This is a genomic window from Streptomyces sp. NPDC054813 (assembly GCF_053611365.1).
Genome location: NZ_JBSHAF010000008.1, coordinates 306,298 through 322,341 on the forward strand (window position 1 = coordinate 306,298; position 16,044 = coordinate 322,341).

Genomic DNA, 16,044 nt, shown 5'->3' on the forward strand with positions numbered 1-16,044 from the left:
ACCGTGGGTCGATGCGGCCGGGAGGCTCGGAGGTGGCGTTCTTCTCACCCGGGGAGATCAAGCTGTTGCGGGAGGCCGGGCACCCGCGCGGGTGGGTCCGCGGCGAGGTGCTGATGCGGGAGGGCGAGGAGGCCGACTCCGTCGTCCTGCTGACGGCCGGTCTGGTGAAGGCGACGGTCGACTCCGCCAACGGCTACACCAGCCTGCTCGCCCTGCGCGGCCCCGGTGAACTCCTCGGCGAACTCGCCTGCGTCGACGGCGGCCCGCGGGGCGCGACCGTCACCGCGATGCGACGTTCGGAGGGCGTGGTGGTCGCCGCGGACGCCTTCCTGCGGCTCCTGGAACGGGACCCGGGACTGTGTCTGTCCGTCCTGCGCAGTGTCGTGGGCCGGTTACGGGACTCCGACGGGCTGCGCGCCGAACAGGGCGCCCGCACCACCCGCGCGCGGGTCGCCGGGCTGCTGGTGAAGCTCGCCGTGCAGTACGGCTCGGCCGCGCCGGAGACCCTGCCGGGTGCCGTCTCCGTTCAGGTCAACCAGCGTGAACTGGCCGCCGCCACCGGGGCGTCCAGGGAGTCGGTGGTGCGCTGTCTGCGGGCGATGCAGCAGGAGGGCCTGGTGGCCACCGGGCGGGGCCGCACCGTCGTACTCGATCTGGCGGGGTTACGGCGCTGGGCCGAGGAGTGACCCGCTCGGCTCGCGCCACGAAGCCGGAAGGCGTGCACCGCAAACGCATCAGAACGGAACTCCCCTCGCCGAATGCGTCATTTGACGCTGTACCACGCCCCAGAAGGCGCTTCCATCGACCCCTGGCGCCCGGACCGGTACGGCGATCGGGGGAACGGACCGGGCGCTCCGCTCCCTGTGGGGTGGCCTGGCCCCGGGGGGAGTCAGGCCACCGACCCGATCCGCCGCGTCGGCGTCGATGTCGTGTCGTGGTGGATCGGGGTGTGGGCGCCGGTCAGGGAGATTCCGCTGCCGCCGCGGCGGTTGGCGACGATCTCGGCCGCGATCGACAGGGCGGTCTCCTCGGGCGTACGGGCGCCGAGGTCCAGGCCGATCGGGGACCTGAGGCGGGCCAGCTCCAGTTCGGTGACGCCGACCTCGCGCAGCCGCCGGTTGCGGTCCAGGTGGGTGCGGCGGGAGCCCATCGCGCCGACGTACGCCACCGGCAGGCGCAGGGCGAGCCGGAGCAGCGGGATGTCGAACTTGGCGTCGTGGGTGAGGACGCACAGGGCGGTACGGCCGTCCACCTGCGTGCGCTCCAGGTACGTGTGCGGCCACTCGACGACGATCTCGTCGGCCTCCGGGAAGCGGGCCTTGGTGGCGAAGACCGGCCGTGCGTCGCACACCGTCACGTGGTGGCCGAGGAACTTGCCGACGCGGACCAGCGCCGCCGCGAAGTCGATCGCCCCGAAGACGATCATCCGGGGCGCCGGGACAGAGGACTCGACCAGCACGGTGAGCGGCGCTCCGCAGCGGGAGCCCTGCTCTCCGATCTCCAGGGTGCCGGTGCGGCCCGCGTCCAGGAAGGCACCGGCCTCGGCGGCCACCGTGCGGTCCAGCTCGGGGTGGGCGCCGAAGCCGCCCCGGTAGCCGCCGTCGGCGTCCACGAGGAGGGCGCGGCCGAGGAGTTCGGCCGGTCCGGTGACGATGCGCGCGACGGCCGCCGCCTCCCCCCGCACGGCGGCGGCCAGCGCGGCCTCGGCCACCGGCCGGGCGGGGTCGTCCGCCCGTACCGGGGTGACGAGGATGTCGATGACGCCGCCACAGGTCAGGCCGACGGCGAAGGCGTCCTCGTCGCTGTAGCCGAAGCGCTCCAGGACGGTGTCGCCGTCCTCCAGCGCCTGCCGGCACAGCTCGTACACGGCGCCCTCCACACACCCGCCGGAGACCGAGCCCACGGCGGTGCCGTCGGCGTCCACCGCGAGGGCGGCGCCGGGCTGGCGCGGGGCGCTGCCGCCGACCGCCACCACCGTGGCCACGGCGAAGTCACGGCCTTCCGCGACCCACCGGTTCAGCTCCTCGGCGATGTCCAGCATCTCTCGGTCTCCTTCGGACGACGTTGGGGAGATGCGCCCCCGAAGGGGCGCGGGGAACTGCGCGACCAGCCACGACGGACCCGCGGACGACCGCTGGCCCGTCACGGCCGGACCGGCGGAGCGCCTAGTGGATGCCGAGCCAGCTCTCTATGGGATTGAGGGCGAAATAGACCAGGAAGATCACTGTCAGGCCCCACATGAATGCTCCGATTTCCCGGGCCCTGCCCTGAGCTGCCTTGATGGCGGTGTAGGAGATGACGCCGGCGGCCACACCGGTGGTGATGGTGTACGTGAAGGGCATCAGCACGACCGTCAGGAACACCGGGATGGCGGTGGCCCGGTCGGCCCAGTCCACGTGGCGGGCGTTCATCAGCATCATCGCGCCGATGACCACCAGGGCGGCCGAGGCGACTTCCTGCGGGACGATCGCGGTGAGCGGGGTGAAGAAGAGACAGGCCGCGAAGAACAGGCCGGTGACCACCGAGGCGAGTCCGGTGCGGGCGCCCTCGCCGACGCCGGTCGCCGACTCGATGAACACGGTCTGCCCGGAGCCGCCGGCCACACCTCCGATCGCGCCGCCCGCCCCGTCGATGAACAGCGCCTTGGACAGGCCCGGCATCCGGCCCTTGTCGTCGGCGAGCTTGGCCTCGGTGCCGACGCCGATGATGGTGGCCATCGCGTCGAAGAACCCGGCGAGCACCAGCGTGAAGACGATCATCGCGACCGTCATCGCGCCGACCTTGCCCCAGCCGCCGAACTCGACGTGCCCGAAGAGCGAGAAGTCCGGCATGGAGACGGCGGAGCCGTGCAGTTCGGGGGCGCCGTTGGCCCACTGCCTGGGGTCGATGACACCCAGGCCGTTGAGTACGGCGGCCACGACGGTGCCGCTGACGATGCCGATCAGGATGGCGCCGGGGACGTTCCGGGCCTGGAGCATGAAGATCAGCAGCAGGGTGCCGGCGAAGAGCAGCACCGGCCAGCCGGTGAGTTCGCCCGCCGGGCCGAGGCTGAGCGGGGTGGCCTTGCCCTGGTGCACGAAGCCGGACTTGTAGAGACCGATGAGGGCGATGAACAGGCCGATGCCCATGGTGATGCCGTGCTTGAGCGCGAGCGGGATCGCGTTCATGATCATCTCGCGGAGGCCGGTGACGACCAGGAGCATGATGACCACGCCGTACAGCACGCACATGCCCATCGCCTGCGGCCAGGTCATCTGCGGGGCGACCTGCGAGGACAGCACGCCGGAGACGGAGAGGCCGGCGGCGAGCGCGAGCGGCACCTTGCCGACGAAGCCCATCAGCAGCGTGGTGAAGGCCGCGGCGAACGCGGTCGCGGTGATCAGGGCCTTCTGGCCGAGGGCGTCCCCGGCCACGTCCTTGCCGGACAGGATCAGGGGGTTGAGCAGGAGGATGTACGCCATCGCCATGAAGGTGGTGACGCCGCCGCGGACCTCACGCGCGACGGTGGAGCCTCTCCGGGAGATGTGAAAGTACCGGTCGAGCCAGGACCGTCCGGCCGGGACGCGGGTTCCCTCACCCGCGTCGTCGGCGACGGTCTCCGGCTCCAGTGACTGCTGGGTCATATGGGCCTACTCCCAAGGTTCAAAGGGGCACCCGCGACGTGCCTTCGGCGACGCACGGGATTTGGGGAGGTGCCCGACCCGGGGGACGGCCCGAGGCGAACATTCAGGGTCCTGGGGGACGGAGTCCCCCAGGAGAACTCACCGGATCAGACCCCGGAGGGTCCGGTGCCGGTGAGGTGTTCCGGGCGGACCGGCGTGCGGTTCAGCTCCAGACCCGTCGCGTTCCGGGTCGCCGCGAGGACGGCCGGGGTCGACGACAGGGTCGGGGCTTCGCCGATGCCACGGAGCCCGTACGGGGCGTGGTCGTCGGCGAGTTCGAGGACGTCGACCGGGATGGTCGGCGTGTCGAGGATGGTCGGGATCAGGTAGTCGGTGAAGGACGGGTTCCTGACCTTCGCGGTCTTCGGGTCGACGATGATCTCCTCCATCACCGCGACCCCCAGGCCCTGGGTCGTACCACCCTGGATCTGGCCGACGACGGACAGCGGGTTGAGCGCCTTGCCGACGTCCTGGGCGCAGGCCAGCTCGATCACCTTGACCAGGCCCAGTTCGGTGTCGACCTCGACGACCGCGCGGTGGGCGGCGAAGCTGTACTGGACATGGCCGTTGCCCTGGCCGCTGTGCAGGTCGAAGGGCTCGGTCGGCCGGTGCCGCCACTCCGCCTCGATCTCGACCGCCTCGTCCCCGAGCACGTCGGCCAGGTCGCTGAGCACCTCGCCGCCGTCGGTGACGACCTTGCCGCCCTCGAGGAGCAGCTCGGCGGTGGCCCAGGCCGGGTGGTACGTACCGAACTTGCGGCGCCCGAGTTCCAGCACCTTCTCGCGGACGAGCTCGCAGGAGTTCTTGACGGCGCCACCGGTGACGTACGTCTGGCGCGAGGCCGAGGTCGAACCGGCGCTGCCCACCTGGGTGTCGGCCGGGTGGATGGTGACCTGGGTGACGCCGAGTTCGGTACGGGCGATCTGCGCGTGGACGGTGACCCCGCCCTGGCCGACCTCCGCCATCGCGGTGTGCACGGTGGCGACCGGCTGCCCGCCGACCACCTCCATACGGACCTTGGCGGTCGAGTAGTCGTCGAAGCCCTCGGAGAAGCCGACGTTCTTGATGCCGACCGCGTAGCCGACACCGCGTACGACGCCTTCGCCGTGCGTGGTGTTGGACAGGCCGCCGGGCAGCTGCCGTACGTCGGCCTGCTCGCCGGCCGAGAGCCACTGCTGCTCGGGCGGCATGGGCATCGCCTTGACCCGGCGCAGGAGTTCGGCGACCGGGGCCGGGGAGTCGACCGGCTGGCCGGTGGGCAGCAGGGTGCCCTGCTCCATGGCGTTCAGCTTCCTGAACTCCACCGGGTCCATGCCGAGTTGCCCGGCGACCTTGTCCATCTGCGCCTCGTAGGCGAAGCACGCCTGGACCGCGCCGAAGCCGCGCATCGCGCCGCAGGGCGGGTTGTTGGTGTAGAGGGCGATGGCCTCGACCTCGACGTCGTCGACGACGTAGGGGCCGATGCCGAGCGAGGAGGCGTTGCCGACGACGGCCGGGGAGGCGGAGGCGTAGGCGCCGCCGTCGAGCACGATCCGGCACTTGACGTGCGTCAGCTTGCCCTCGCGGGTGGCCCCGTGCTCGTAGTAGAGGCGGGCCGGGTGGCGGTGGACGTGGCCGAAGAAGGACTCGAAGCGGTTGTAGACGATCTTGACCGGCTTGCCGGTGCGCAGGGCCAGCAGACAGGCGTGGATCTGCATCGACAGGTCCTCGCGGCCGCCGAAGGCGCCGCCGACGCCGGACAGCGTCATCCGCACCTTGTCCTCGGGCAGGCCGAGGACCGGGGCGATCTGGCGCAGGTCGCTGTGCAGCCACTGGGTGGCGATGTAGAGGTGGACGCCGCCGTCCTCCTCGGGCACCGCGAGGCCGGACTCGGGGCCGAGGAAGGCCTGGTCCTGCATGCCGAAGTAGTACTCGCCCTTGACGATGACATCGGCCTTCTTGGCGGCCTCGTCGGCGTCGCCGCGGACGATCGGCTGGCGGTGCACGATGTTCGGGTGCGGGACGTGGCCGATGTGGTGGTCGTCGCGGTTCTCGTGGATGTGGATCGCGTCCGGGGCGGTCGCGGAGGCCTCGTCGGTGATGACGGGCAGCTCGCGGTACTCGACCTTGATCTTGGCGGCGGCGCGGCGGGCGGTCTCCGGGTGGTCGGCGGCGACGATCGCGACCGGCTCGCCGTGGTGGCGTACCTTGCCGTGCGCGAGGACCGGGGTGTCCTGGATCTCCAGCCCGTAGTTCTTCACCTCGGTCGGCAGGTCGTCGTAGGTCATGACCGCGTAGACGCCGGGCTGGGCGAGGGCCTCGGCGGTGTCGATCGACACGATCTCGGCGTGCGCGACCGTGGAGCGCAGGATCTGGCCCCAGAGCATGTCCTCGTGCCACATGTCGGACGAGTACGCGAACTCTCCGGTGACCTTGAGCGTGCCGTCCGGGCGGAGCGTGGACTCGCCGACGCCGCCCTTGGTCTGGGAGCCCTGGGTGATCTTGGTGGGAGTGCCGATGGTGGGCATGTCGCTCAGACCGCCTCTCCCTGCCGGGCGGCCGCCAGGCGGACCGCGTCCATGATCTTCTCGTAGCCGGTGCAGCGGCACAGGTTGCCCGAGAGCGCCTCGCGGATGTCCGCGTCGGTCGGGTTCGGGTTGTGCTCCAGCATCTCGTCGGCGGCGACCAGCAGACCCGGGGTGCAGAAGCCGCACTGCACCGCGCCGGCGTCGATGAACGCCTGCTGGATCGGGGAGAGTGGGGTGCCTTCGCCGGTGTGGGAGTCGGTGCCCTTGGCCTGCCAGCCCCGGGCCGCGTCCAGCGAGGTCCCGTGGGCGTCGCCGCAGGAGCGCTGCCGGGCGTGGTCCGCGAGCCCCTCGACGGTGACGACCTCGCGGCCCTCGGCCTGGCCGGCCGCGACCAGGCAGGAACACACGGGCACGCCGTCCAGCCGGACGGTGCAGGATCCGCACTCGCCCTGCTCGCAGGCGTTCTTGGAGCCGGGGAGACCGAGCCGCTCGCGCAGCACGTAGAGCAGGCTCTCGCCCTCCCAGACGTCGTCGGCTTCCTGGGGACGTCCGTTGACGGTGAAGTTGACGCGCATCAGGCGACACTCCCCTTCTGATAGGTGGTGCCGCGGTACGACTCCCAGGTCCAGGTGAGCGTCCGGCGGGCCATCACACCGACGGCGTGCCGGCGGTAGCTGGCGGTGCCCCGGACGTCGTCGATCGGGTTGCAGGCGGCGGCGCACAGGTCCGCGAACTGCTTGGCGACCGACGGCGTGATGATCTTTCCGTTGTCCCAGAAGCCGCCCTCGTCGAGCGCCGCGTTCAGGAAGTCCTCGGCGGTCTTCGCGCGCACCGGCGTGGGAGCGGCCGAGCCGATCCCGGTCCGCACGGTCCGCGTCTCGGGGTGCAGGGCGATCCCGAAGGCGCACACGGCGATGACCATGGCGTTGCGGGTGCCGACCTTGGAGTACTGCTGGGGTCCGTCGGCCTTCTTCACGTGCACCGCGCGGATCAGCTCGTCCGGCGCCAGGGCGTTGCGCTTGACGCCGGTGTAGAACTCGTCGATGGGGATGAGCCGGGTGCCGCGCACCGACTCGGCCTCGACCTCGGCGCCGGCTGCGAGCAGCGCGGGGTGGGCGTCACCGGCCGGGGAGGCGGTGCCGAGGTTGCCGCCGACGCCGCCGCGGTTGCGGATCTGCGGGGAGGCGACGGTGTGCGAGGCGAGGGCCAGGCCCGGCAGCTCGGCGCGCAGGTTCTCCATGATCCGGGTGTACGGCACGGAGGCGCCGAGCCGTACGCTCTCCTCGCCGACCTCCCATTCGTAGAGATCGCCGATGCGGTTGAGATCGAGGAGGTACTCGGGCCGGCGGTGGTCGAAGTTGATCTCGACCATCACATCGGTGCCACCCGCGATCGGCACTGCGGTGGGGTGCTCGGCCTTCGTGGCGAGCGCCTCCTCCCAGCTGGCGGGGCGAAGGAAGTCCATGACCGGCTCTCTTCTCCGTCTCGTGAGTCTCGTGAGTCGTGCGGATTGAGCCAATCCGTGTGCGGCGGGCCCGGCTCGTTCATGTCCTGTTAACGCGGAATGACGTCAGTACACCGCTCCGTACTCCAGTGGGGTCAGTCACCGAAACCATGAAGGAGTTGGCTGGCCAGCACGGGCATCTTGTAGATTCGTATGAACGGAGGTCATCAGTAACCTCCCGGTTTTCCTGTGGAAACGCAGGAAACGCCCAGGCACCTCGTGATCGCGGCCCGTGACCTCGCACGCCGGGCGCCCCATCCATGACACTGCAAGATTCATCGTAGATTTCGAGACACAGAACGGCGGCGACGAGATGCGGCTGCGCGCACTGCTGGACACCGATGCGCTGGGCCTGCGGCTGCTCGGCGGCGAGGACGAGCTGGACCGCACCGTGCGCGGGGTGATGACCACGGACCTGCGTGACCCCAGCCGCTACCTCTCGGGCGGTGAGCTGGTGCTGACGGGCCTGGCCTGGCGCCGGGACGCCGCGGACTCCGAGCCGTTCGTACGACTCCTGGCGCAGGCCGGAGTGGCCGCGCTGGCCGCCGGTGAGGCCGAGCTCGGGGACATCCCGGACGACCTGGTGGTGGCCTGCGCCCAGCACCGTCTCCCGCTCTTCGCGGTGCACGAGTCGGTGGCGTTCGCGACGATCACCGAGCATGTCGTACGGCAGGTCAGCGGCGAGCGGGCCGGGGACCTCGCGGCCGTCGTGGACCGGCACCGGCGGATGATGACCTCGGGTCCGGCGGGCGGCGGCCCGGACGTGGTCCTGGACCTGCTCGGCTCGGACCTCGACCTGCGGGCCTGGGTGCTCTCCCCGACCGGCCGCCTGATCGCGGGCTCCAAGGTGTCCGGGCCCGCGCTGCCGGCCGACGCCTGCGCCCGGCTGGCCGCCGAGCACCTGGCCGCGACCCGCACCGGCCGCCGGAGCCCGCACCGGGTCCTCCTCGACGGCGCCACGTACTCGCTCTTCCCGATCCGCTCCTGGGGGCACCGCCCGGCGGCAGCCGGCGCAGGGCGCTCCCCGCAGGGCGCCCGGGACGTGCGCGAGACCGTGCTCTCGGACTGGCTGCTGGCCGTCGAGGCGGACGCGAGCGACTGGCAGGACGAGCGCCTCGACCTGCTCCAGGGCGTCACCCAGCTGATCGCCGTCGAGCGCGACCGCCGCGACGCGGCCCGCACGGTACGGCGCCGGCTCGCCCAGGAGGTGCTGGAGCTGGTCCAGACGGGCGCGGCCCCGGCCGAGATCGCCGCGCGCCTGCGGGTGGCCGCGCCCGTCCTGCTGCCGGGCCTCGGCGCGGCCCCCCACTGGCAGGTGGTCGTGGCCCGCGCCGAATGGGACGGCGGGGAGGTCGAGGGCGGTCCGGTCGCGCAGTCGCTCCTGGAGGAGATCCTGGTCGACCCGCTGGCCACCGGCCCGGAGCCGTCCGACCGGATAGCGGTCGCCCACACCGGCGACGAGGCGGTCGCCCTGGTCCCGCTCCCCGCGGTCTCCACCGAGCACGACGGCTCGGAGTCCGGTGTGCACGCCGACGCCCTCCTGAAGGCGGTGCGCGGCCCCCTGTCCGCGGGCCTGGACGACGACGGCCGGGTCACCCTCGGCGTCAGTGCGGCCGTGCACTCGGCGGAGGGGCTGCGCGGGGCCCTGGAGGAGGCCCGGCACGCCCGCCGGGTGGCCGCGGCCCGCCCCGGCCGGGTCTGCGCGGCCGGCCACCAGGAGCTGGCCTCGCACGTCCTGCTGCTGCCCTTCGTCCCCGACGACGTCCGTCGCGCCTTCACCGCCCGCCTGCTGGACCCGCTCACGGACTACGACCGCCGGCACCGCGCCGAGCTGATCCCGACCCTCGAGGCGTTCCTCGACTGCGACGGCTCCTGGACCCGCTGCGCCACCCGGCTCCACCTGCACGTCAACACGCTGCGCTATCGCGTGGGCAGGATCGAGCAGTTGACGGGCCGGGACCTCTCCCGGCTGGAGGACAAGCTCGATTTCTTCTTGGCATTGCGGATGAGCTGAGGTCACGCGGGCGTGCGACCGGCTCGCGCCAAGTGCCGTCGCCGTCCCACGACTTTGTGAAATTATTCACCCACCCTCTTGGCCCCGCGTGGCGATCGGTGCTGGAATGCGGCCACCACTTCACAGCTCGACGGCGCGCTGGGCCTGCCCTTCGGATCAGGTCGGTGTCGAGGCAACCCGCCTCGCGACACCGATGAGCGGGGCGTGGTGCGTGCAGCTGCAAGGCGGAGGAGGGAGCCGACGCGGAGCGTCGGTGACCGACGACAACGCCGCAGATGCGCGTGCCACGCCCCGCGACCCCGGGCTGAGCCGAAGGGCAGAACCCTGGGGAGGGCAACGTGGCGTATTCCGCCATGTCTGGGAACGGAACGAACGCCGGTGACGATCCGCTCCAGACCGCGGTATGGCGGTTGCGCTCGCGGGCCTGCTGGGCCGACGCGGCGGCACTGCTGCCGACGGACACGCCGACGTCCTCCCTGCAGCGGGCGGGGCTGATGGTCGAACGGTGTCTCTACACCGAGGGCGGCTGGGGAGAGGCGGAGGATGCGCTGCGGACGGCGGAGGCGGTGGCCCGCACCGACGAGGAACGGGGCGCCGCCGCCTGCGAGCGCGGCCAACTCGCCTACGCGGCCACGCTGCACGGGGTGCGGGACCGGGCCGACGAGGCGCGGGCCGCGCTCGGGAGGGCGGCGGCGCTGATCCCTCCGGGGGCGCCGGGACGGGCGCTTCTCGACTTCCGCCGGGGCCTGCTGGCGGAGAACCTGACCCGCTCCCCGCAGGCGGCGCGGGCGGCCTACCGCCGGGCCCACACGGCCGCCACGGCCCACGCCGACCCGCTGCTGCTGTCCTTCACCTGGCGCCACCTGGCCGGACTCGCCCTGCGCGAAGGGGAGCTGGCGGAGGCCCGGCACGGTTTCGCGGAGTCGCTGCGGATCAGGGAGGAGCTGGGATACCTGGTGGGGACGGCACCGGCACTCGCGTCCCTGGCCGACACGGAACCGGAGCCGGAGGCGTCGCGGCTGCGGGAGGAGGCGGGCCGGCTGTTCCGCCTCCTGGGGGGCGTCCCGACCTGGCTGGCAAGCCAGTTGACCCCACCCACTCCGGGTGCGGCGACCGCCTGAGATTCGCCTCAGAGGAAACTGAGAGTTGGCTGTGCCAGGCTGACGCGCCCCGACCCCCTCAGGAGCGCTTTGCCATGAGCACTGTCAACGGGCTGCCTGCCCACGTCCTGCTGGTCCACATCGTCGTCGTCCTGGTCCCGCTGGCCGCCCTCGCCCTGGTGACGGCCGCACTGTGGCCGCGGGCCGCCCGGCGGCTGGGCATACTGCTGCCCGCACTCGCCCTCGTCGCCCTGGTCAGCGTGCCGTTGACGACCCAGGCCGGCGAGTGGCTGGAGCGGCACGTGACCGACGACGCCCTGGTCCGCAGGCACACCGAGCTGGGTGACGGGCTGCTGCCGTGGGCGCTCGGTCTGTTCGCGCTGGCCACGGTCGTGTGGTGGGCGAGGCGACGCGGCGGGCCGGAGGCGGACGGCAATGCGGGCGGGCGCCTGTCGGCCCTTCCGGTGCGGATCGTCGTGGGCGTGCTGTCGGTGGCCGTGGCGGCCGGTGCGGTCGTCGACGTCTACCGCATAGGCGACTCCGGCGCGAAGGCCGCCTGGCACGACGCGTACGCCAAGACGGCCCAGGGCAGCTGAGGCCACCTCTACGCCGGGTGCGGGTGGGGGCACCTCCCAGGCCGTTGAGGCACCGAGGGAGGCGCGACCGCCCGCAGCCGGGACGTGCCCCGTAAGGGGCGCGGGGAACTGCGCTTGCGGCCACGTCGACCCACGCCCGGGCGACGGACGTCACCCCTGCGGCGGGCCGCCGCGAAAACACCCCTCCGCCGCTCAACCCGCGGTGGCGAAATGCCCGGCCACCAACCGGCGCACCGCGTCCAGCTCCCCCGCGATCAACGCGTCCAGCAACGCCGCGTGCTCACCCGCGTCCGCCATCAGGTCGGCCCGTCCCCCGCGCAGCGGAACCGCCCGCCGGTGCAGGTCCTCCGCGATCTGCACCAACTGCTCGTTGCCCGCAAGGGCCAGCACCGCCCGGTGGAACGCCCGGTCGGCCTCCGCGTACGTCGCCCTGCACCCCAGCGCCGCCGCCCGTACCGACTCCTCGGCCAGCGGCCGCAACGCGGCCCACCGCTCGGCCGGCACGCTGCGCGCCAGCCGCATCATCACCGGCACCTCGATCAGCGCCCGCACCTCGGCCAGTTCGGCGAGTTCGCGGGCGCCCCGCTCCACGACCCGGAACCCGCGGTTGGGCACGACCTCGACCGCGCCCTCCAGGGCCAGCTGCTGCATCGCCTCGCGCACGGGCGTCGCGGAGACCCCGAACCGCTCCCCCAGCGCCGGCGCCGAGTACACCTCACCGGGCGCCAGCTCCCCGCTCGCCAGCGCGGTACGCAACGCGTCCAGGATCTGCCCCCGCACGGACGCCCGCTGCACGGCGGGCCTGGGCTGCGGGATCGGCCGTTCGCAGTGCGTGTGCTCGCCGCGCGCGGCGGGCGCGCCGGCGGGGTGTCCGCCCGTCTCCCGGGCCGGCGCCTCGGACCGCGTCTGCGCCGGCACCCTGGCCGTCTCGGCCGGAGCCGGGTGCGCGCGATGGTTCACGGGTCCTCCTCCGACTCGTCGGGACTTGGGCCATTAACGGTGGGTTGTTACTTGTCCGTCAAGCACCTTAGGCGCCCCGGGCGATAGTTCAAATTTCCGAATGAATGGGTAAGGTAAGGCTTACTTATCCAGCAGTCGGCCCGCACCCGATCGGTGGTAACCCATGGCCTCCCCCGTCTCCGCCGCCTACGCCCGCCTGAGCGAGGTCTGCCCGGACCTGGTGGTCACGGAGCTGGGCCCGGGCGAGCCGGCACCCCGGGGCGGCGACTGGGTCGGCGCCGCCGAGCTCGCGGCGGGCGGGGCCGGTCTGGACTCCTTCCTGGCCTGGGACGAGGACCAGATCCTGCGGGACTACGGACAGCCGGGCCGCCCGGACGTGGTGGCCACCTTCGGCCTGCACCGCTACGGCTGGGCCGCCTGCCTCCTGATCACCCTCCCCTGGTTCCTGGACCGCCGGGTCCCGCGGCTGCCCGTGACGCATGTCTCGTACGACCGGGTGGCCGGCCGCATGGCGATACGCGTCGCCTCCTTCGCCTGCCTGCCGGGCGACCCGGCGGCGGCGCTGCCCGGCGCGGTCGTCGTCGCCGACGAGGAGGCGCTGCGGGCCGAGGTGCGGGCGGCGGTCGCCGAGCACCTGGAACCGGTACTCGGCGCCTTCGGGCCGCGGATGCGGCGGCGCGGGCGCGCGTTGTGGGGCATGGCGACCGACGAGATCGTCGAGGGGCTCTGGTACGTAGCCGAACTGCTCGGCGACGAGGAGCGGGCCGCACCCGAACTCGAACGGCTGCTGCCGGGCGCCACCAAGCCGTACGTCGGCTCGGCCGCCTTCCGGGTGCTGGCCGGCCCGGCGGGCGAGCCGCTGCCGACCCGGGACCGGGCGAGCTGCTGCATGTACTACACGCTGCGCCCCGAGGACACCTGTGCCACCTGCCCGCGCACCTGCGACGACGAGCGGATCGCCAAACTCACGGCGGCCGCAGCGGCCTGAGGCACCCTCAGGCCCCCCCGGGACGAAGCACCCCACGGGATCCACTAAGATCACCGAGGGCGGGATCCCCCTTGCGTCGGCAGGGAATTCACAACTTCCTCACTTGCCGCAGGAACTTTCCGAGGAACCACCCGTATGGGTACTCTTACTCGAACTCAACTCCCGCCCCTCACGCGGCAGTTCGAGCAGAATGCCGCCCTGGGGCAACCCCTTGCACTTCCTTGGCGGTCTCTTGCCCCGAAACCCCCTGAGGGCCGGTGGGATTGGGCCACTATGGCGGGCGATACGCCCTATCCCAATGCAAGGGACCCCTAGATGAGACTGACCGACATATCGCTGAACTGGCTGCTTCCTGGCGCCGTACTGCTCCTGGGCATGCTGGTCGCGGTGGCGGTGCTCGCGCGCTCCAAGCGGTCCGGCGGGGAGCACGCGAAGGACGACTCGTGGGAGCGTAGCGAGGAGCGCCGCAGGCGCAAGGAGGCCATATACGGCACCGTCTCCTACGCGCTCCTGTTCTGCTCCGCGGCGGTCGCCGCGGCGCTCTCGTTCCGCGGTCTGGTCGGCTTCGGCCAGCAGAACCTCGGCCTCTCCGACGGCTGGGAGTACCTGGTGCCGTTCGGCCTGGACGGCGCGGCGATGTTCTCCTCCGTCCTCGCGGTGCGCGAGGCGAGCCACGGTGACGCGGCCCTCGGCTCCCGGATACTCGTGTGGACGTTCGCGGGCGCCGCGGCCTGGTTCAACTGGGTGCACGCGCCCAGGGGTGTCGACCACGCGGGCGCTCCCCAGTTCTTCGCCGGCATGTCGCTGTCCGCGGCCGTCCTCTTCGACCGCGCGCTGAAGCAGACCCGCAAGGCCGCCCTGCGGGAGCAGGGCCTGGTGCCGCGTCCGCTGCCGCAGATCCGGATCGTGCGCTGGCTGCGGGCTCCCCGTGAGACCTACAAGGCATGGTCGCTGATGCTCCTGGAGGGCGTGCGCAGCCTGGACGAGGCGGTCGACGAGGTGCGCGAGGACAAGCGCCAGAAGGAGACGAACCGCATGCGCCGCCGCGAGCAGGACCGTCTGGAGCGGGCCCAGCTCAAGGCCATCAGCCGGGGCCACCGGGGCTTCGTCGGACGCGGCCGGCAGGACGAGGTGCACCAGGTCGAGCGCGGTCCCTCCCAGCCCACTGCGGAGCCTGCCATATCGGCGCCGGAGCAGCTGCCCGTACGCCAGCGGCCCTCCCTTCAGCCAGTCCGCAAAGCGTCTGACCCGATCACGGTCGACCTGACCGCGGAGGACGACACAATGGCGTTGCCGCGCCTCGACTCCCTGGAGCGCAAGCTCAAGGACCTTGAGCAGCAGTTCGGTTGATCGTCTGCTGCCGGACGGCACCTCGGGACGGGGGCGTGACCTTCAGGGTCACGCCCCCGTCCCGTTCGGGAAGGCGGCCTCAGGCGGCCTCCGCGTCCAGTTCGAACCACACCGACTTGCCCACCTCGTGCGGCTGGACGCCCCAGGCGTCCGCGAGGGAGTCGACCAGCACCATGCCCCGGCCGTGGGTGCCGTCCCCGGTGTCCGGGGCGCACACGCGGGGCCGGCGGCCCACGAAGTCCCGGACCTCCACACGCAGTTGGCTGGGTCCCACGACCGCCGTCAGCACCGCCTCGTGGTCGGTGTGGACGAGAGCGTTGGTGACGAGTTCACTGGTGAGCAGTTCCGCGATCTCCGAACGGCCCGGTTTCCCCCAGTGGCGTAGCAGCTCCCGCAGCTCCCGGCGCGCCTCGGGCACCGCCCGCAGATCCGACCGCCCCAGCCGGCGCCTGAGCTGTGACGCGTGTCCCCGTTCCGTCGTGTCGGTCTCTTCCCCCGCTGCCTGCGCCGAGGAGGCCCCGATGGCCACGGGACCGCTCCCTCGTGCCTGACTGTTCATGACCCCCGCCCGCACGCTGTTGCCGGTTCCCCTCCTGATCGAACACGTTCACGGGGATCCTTGCCCGCTCGGGCACGGGCCAGTCATGTCACGCCGATGACGACCGGGTGTTCGGCCATGTCCTGAACCGGCCCCGGCGCGTACGTCGCCTCCCGGACCGCCCCGTACGCGCCAACGGTGCCGCAGACCCGACGTGAAACAGCCCCTCGTACAACCCCCCGAGCTGTTTCACGCGGTCCACGGCACCGCCGAACCTGGCCGAAACCTTCCCTTCCGCCTACTTAGCCCCGAGGCCCTTGGTGCCGATGTGAATGATCTTGTGGGAGCCACGGCTCATGTCGACGAACAGCTTCGTGGTGGTGTTGCGGCTCCAGGTCAGGGTGACGACGGCCTCGGTGTGGTTCTTCGCCGTGCCGTTGTCGGTGACCTTCCACTTGAGCGGGGTGTTCTGGGCCCGCAGCACGCCGTCGGCGTGCTCCCGGTCCTCCCAGGCCGCCAGCGCCTTCAGGTAGGTCGGGGCGATGTAGTACGCGCGCAGCGCGGTGGGCAGGTCACCGCTTCCGTCCGGGTCGGTCTCGGCGTCGATGTAGGCGCCGTAGAAGTCGGCGATCCGGGTGAGGTTGGCGGACGGGTCGCCGGCGACGCTGCGCGGCGCGCCGGCCGACGCCTGGGCGGTGAAGCCGAGCCCGAGGGCCACGGCGAGCACGCCGGCGGTGAGGACGGTGCGGGTCTTGGTGCTCATGTCTGATTCCCCGTTTTCTGTATTTGGTCTTCTGTGCTTGGGCTTCGGTACTTGGGCTTCGG

The 16,044-nt window shown here is 72.1% G+C and carries 14 protein-coding genes; 6 read left to right on the plus strand and 8 right to left on the minus strand.

Translation table 11 applies throughout. The features are described from left to right. Positions 1-32 precede the first annotated feature (32 nt). On the plus strand, positions 33-686 hold the full coding sequence (locus ACWGJB_RS18840; RefSeq protein WP_453381266.1) for a Crp/Fnr family transcriptional regulator: 654 nt from the start codon (positions 33-35) through the stop codon (positions 684-686). A 203-nt stretch (positions 687-889) separates the two neighbouring features. Here ACWGJB_RS18840 and ACWGJB_RS18845 read toward each other — a convergent pair whose 3' ends face one another. The 5 genes from ACWGJB_RS18845 to ACWGJB_RS18865 all read right to left on the minus strand — a co-directional run bounded on the left by ACWGJB_RS18845 (position 890) and on the right by ACWGJB_RS18865 (position 7,634). Beyond that, positions 890-2,041: an XdhC family protein gene (locus ACWGJB_RS18845; RefSeq protein ID WP_453381267.1), complete on the minus strand. Its 1,152-nt coding sequence runs from the start codon at positions 2,039-2,041 to the stop codon at positions 890-892. 124 nt (positions 2,042-2,165) lie between these two features. Continuing rightward, on the minus strand, positions 2,166-3,623 hold the full coding sequence (locus ACWGJB_RS18850) for an NCS2 family permease (RefSeq protein WP_453381268.1): 1,458 nt from the start codon (positions 3,621-3,623) through the stop codon (positions 2,166-2,168). Positions 3,624-3,769: 146 nt separating this feature from the next. Then, complete coding sequence (locus ACWGJB_RS18855) at positions 3,770-6,169, minus strand: xanthine dehydrogenase family protein molybdopterin-binding subunit (RefSeq protein ID WP_453381269.1); 2,400 nt, start codon at positions 6,167-6,169, stop codon at positions 3,770-3,772. Positions 6,170-6,174: 5 nt separating this feature from the next. Then, positions 6,175-6,744 (minus strand): (2Fe-2S)-binding protein, encoded by a 570-nt coding sequence (locus ACWGJB_RS18860; RefSeq protein ID WP_450765207.1) that lies wholly within the window; start codon positions 6,742-6,744, stop codon positions 6,175-6,177. Next, entirely contained in the window at positions 6,744-7,634 is an 891-nt protein-coding gene (locus ACWGJB_RS18865; RefSeq protein ID WP_453381270.1) for an FAD binding domain-containing protein, read from the minus strand. Before ACWGJB_RS18865 ends, ACWGJB_RS18860 begins: the two co-directional genes overlap by 1 nt. A 352-nt stretch (positions 7,635-7,986) precedes the next feature. Between ACWGJB_RS18865 and ACWGJB_RS18870 the strand changes: the two genes are divergently transcribed. The 3 genes from ACWGJB_RS18870 (at position 7,987) to ACWGJB_RS18880 (ending at position 11,383) form a co-directional block, all read left to right on the plus strand. Further along, a complete protein-coding gene (locus tag ACWGJB_RS18870; protein WP_453381271.1) occupies positions 7,987-9,687 on the plus strand; it encodes a PucR family transcriptional regulator in 1,701 nt (566 codons plus the stop codon). A 353-nt stretch (positions 9,688-10,040) separates the two neighbouring features. Continuing rightward, entirely contained in the window at positions 10,041-10,808 is a 768-nt protein-coding gene (locus tag ACWGJB_RS18875) for a hypothetical protein (protein WP_453381272.1), read from the plus strand. Positions 10,809-10,882: 74 nt separating this feature from the next. Beyond that, complete coding sequence (locus ACWGJB_RS18880) at positions 10,883-11,383, plus strand: DUF2231 domain-containing protein (RefSeq protein WP_453381273.1); 501 nt, start codon at positions 10,883-10,885, stop codon at positions 11,381-11,383. A gap of 192 nt (positions 11,384-11,575) precedes the next feature. Here the strand turns inward: ACWGJB_RS18880 and ACWGJB_RS18885 are convergent, their stop codons facing one another. Beyond that, complete coding sequence (locus ACWGJB_RS18885) at positions 11,576-12,343, minus strand: GntR family transcriptional regulator (RefSeq protein WP_453381274.1); 768 nt, start codon at positions 12,341-12,343, stop codon at positions 11,576-11,578. 163 nt (positions 12,344-12,506) lie between these two features. On the opposite strand from ACWGJB_RS18885, the gene ACWGJB_RS18890 reads away from it, so the two are divergent. Both ACWGJB_RS18890 and ACWGJB_RS18895 read left to right on the plus strand, forming a co-directional pair. Further along, entirely contained in the window at positions 12,507-13,331 is an 825-nt protein-coding gene (locus ACWGJB_RS18890) for a (2Fe-2S)-binding protein (protein WP_453381275.1), read from the plus strand. 315 nt (positions 13,332-13,646) lie between these two features. After that, positions 13,647-14,681 (plus strand): DUF2637 domain-containing protein, encoded by a 1,035-nt coding sequence (locus tag ACWGJB_RS18895; protein ID WP_453381276.1) that lies wholly within the window; start codon positions 13,647-13,649, stop codon positions 14,679-14,681. A gap of 79 nt (positions 14,682-14,760) precedes the next feature. Here the strand turns inward: ACWGJB_RS18895 and ACWGJB_RS18900 are convergent, their stop codons facing one another. Both ACWGJB_RS18900 and ACWGJB_RS18905 read right to left on the minus strand, forming a co-directional pair. Next, positions 14,761-15,210, minus strand: coding sequence for an ATP-binding protein (locus ACWGJB_RS18900; protein WP_453381277.1), 450 nt, complete (start codon positions 15,208-15,210; stop codon positions 14,761-14,763). Between the two features lie 307 nt (positions 15,211-15,517). Continuing rightward, entirely contained in the window at positions 15,518-15,982 is a 465-nt protein-coding gene (locus ACWGJB_RS18905) for a hypothetical protein (RefSeq protein ID WP_453381278.1), read from the minus strand. Between the last annotated feature and the right edge of the window lie 62 nt (positions 15,983-16,044).

Excerpts from the sequence above, each read along its gene's own strand:
- ACWGJB_RS18870 (WP_453381271.1), top strand. The coding sequence starts at position 7,987 with ATGCGGCTGCGCGCACTGCTGGACACCGATGCGCTGGGCCTGCGGCTG.
- ACWGJB_RS18905 (WP_453381278.1), bottom strand. The coding sequence starts at position 15,982 with ATGAGCACCAAGACCCGCACCGTCCTCACCGCCGGCGTGCTCGCCGTG.
- ACWGJB_RS18895 (WP_453381276.1), top strand. The coding sequence starts at position 13,647 with ATGAGACTGACCGACATATCGCTGAACTGGCTGCTTCCTGGCGCCGTA.
- ACWGJB_RS18845 (WP_453381267.1), bottom strand. The coding sequence starts at position 2,041 with ATGCTGGACATCGCCGAGGAGCTGAACCGGTGGGTCGCGGAAGGCCGT.
- ACWGJB_RS18880 (WP_453381273.1), top strand. The coding sequence starts at position 10,883 with ATGAGCACTGTCAACGGGCTGCCTGCCCACGTCCTGCTGGTCCACATC.
- ACWGJB_RS18860 (WP_450765207.1), bottom strand. The coding sequence starts at position 6,744 with ATGCGCGTCAACTTCACCGTCAACGGACGTCCCCAGGAAGCCGACGAC.
- ACWGJB_RS18865 (WP_453381270.1), bottom strand. The coding sequence starts at position 7,634 with ATGGACTTCCTTCGCCCCGCCAGCTGGGAGGAGGCGCTCGCCACGAAG.
- ACWGJB_RS18850 (WP_453381268.1), bottom strand. The coding sequence starts at position 3,623 with ATGACCCAGCAGTCACTGGAGCCGGAGACCGTCGCCGACGACGCGGGT.
- ACWGJB_RS18875 (WP_453381272.1), top strand. The coding sequence starts at position 10,041 with ATGTCTGGGAACGGAACGAACGCCGGTGACGATCCGCTCCAGACCGCG.
- ACWGJB_RS18855 (WP_453381269.1), bottom strand. The coding sequence starts at position 6,169 with ATGCCCACCATCGGCACTCCCACCAAGATCACCCAGGGCTCCCAGACC.
- ACWGJB_RS18890 (WP_453381275.1), top strand. The coding sequence starts at position 12,507 with ATGGCCTCCCCCGTCTCCGCCGCCTACGCCCGCCTGAGCGAGGTCTGC.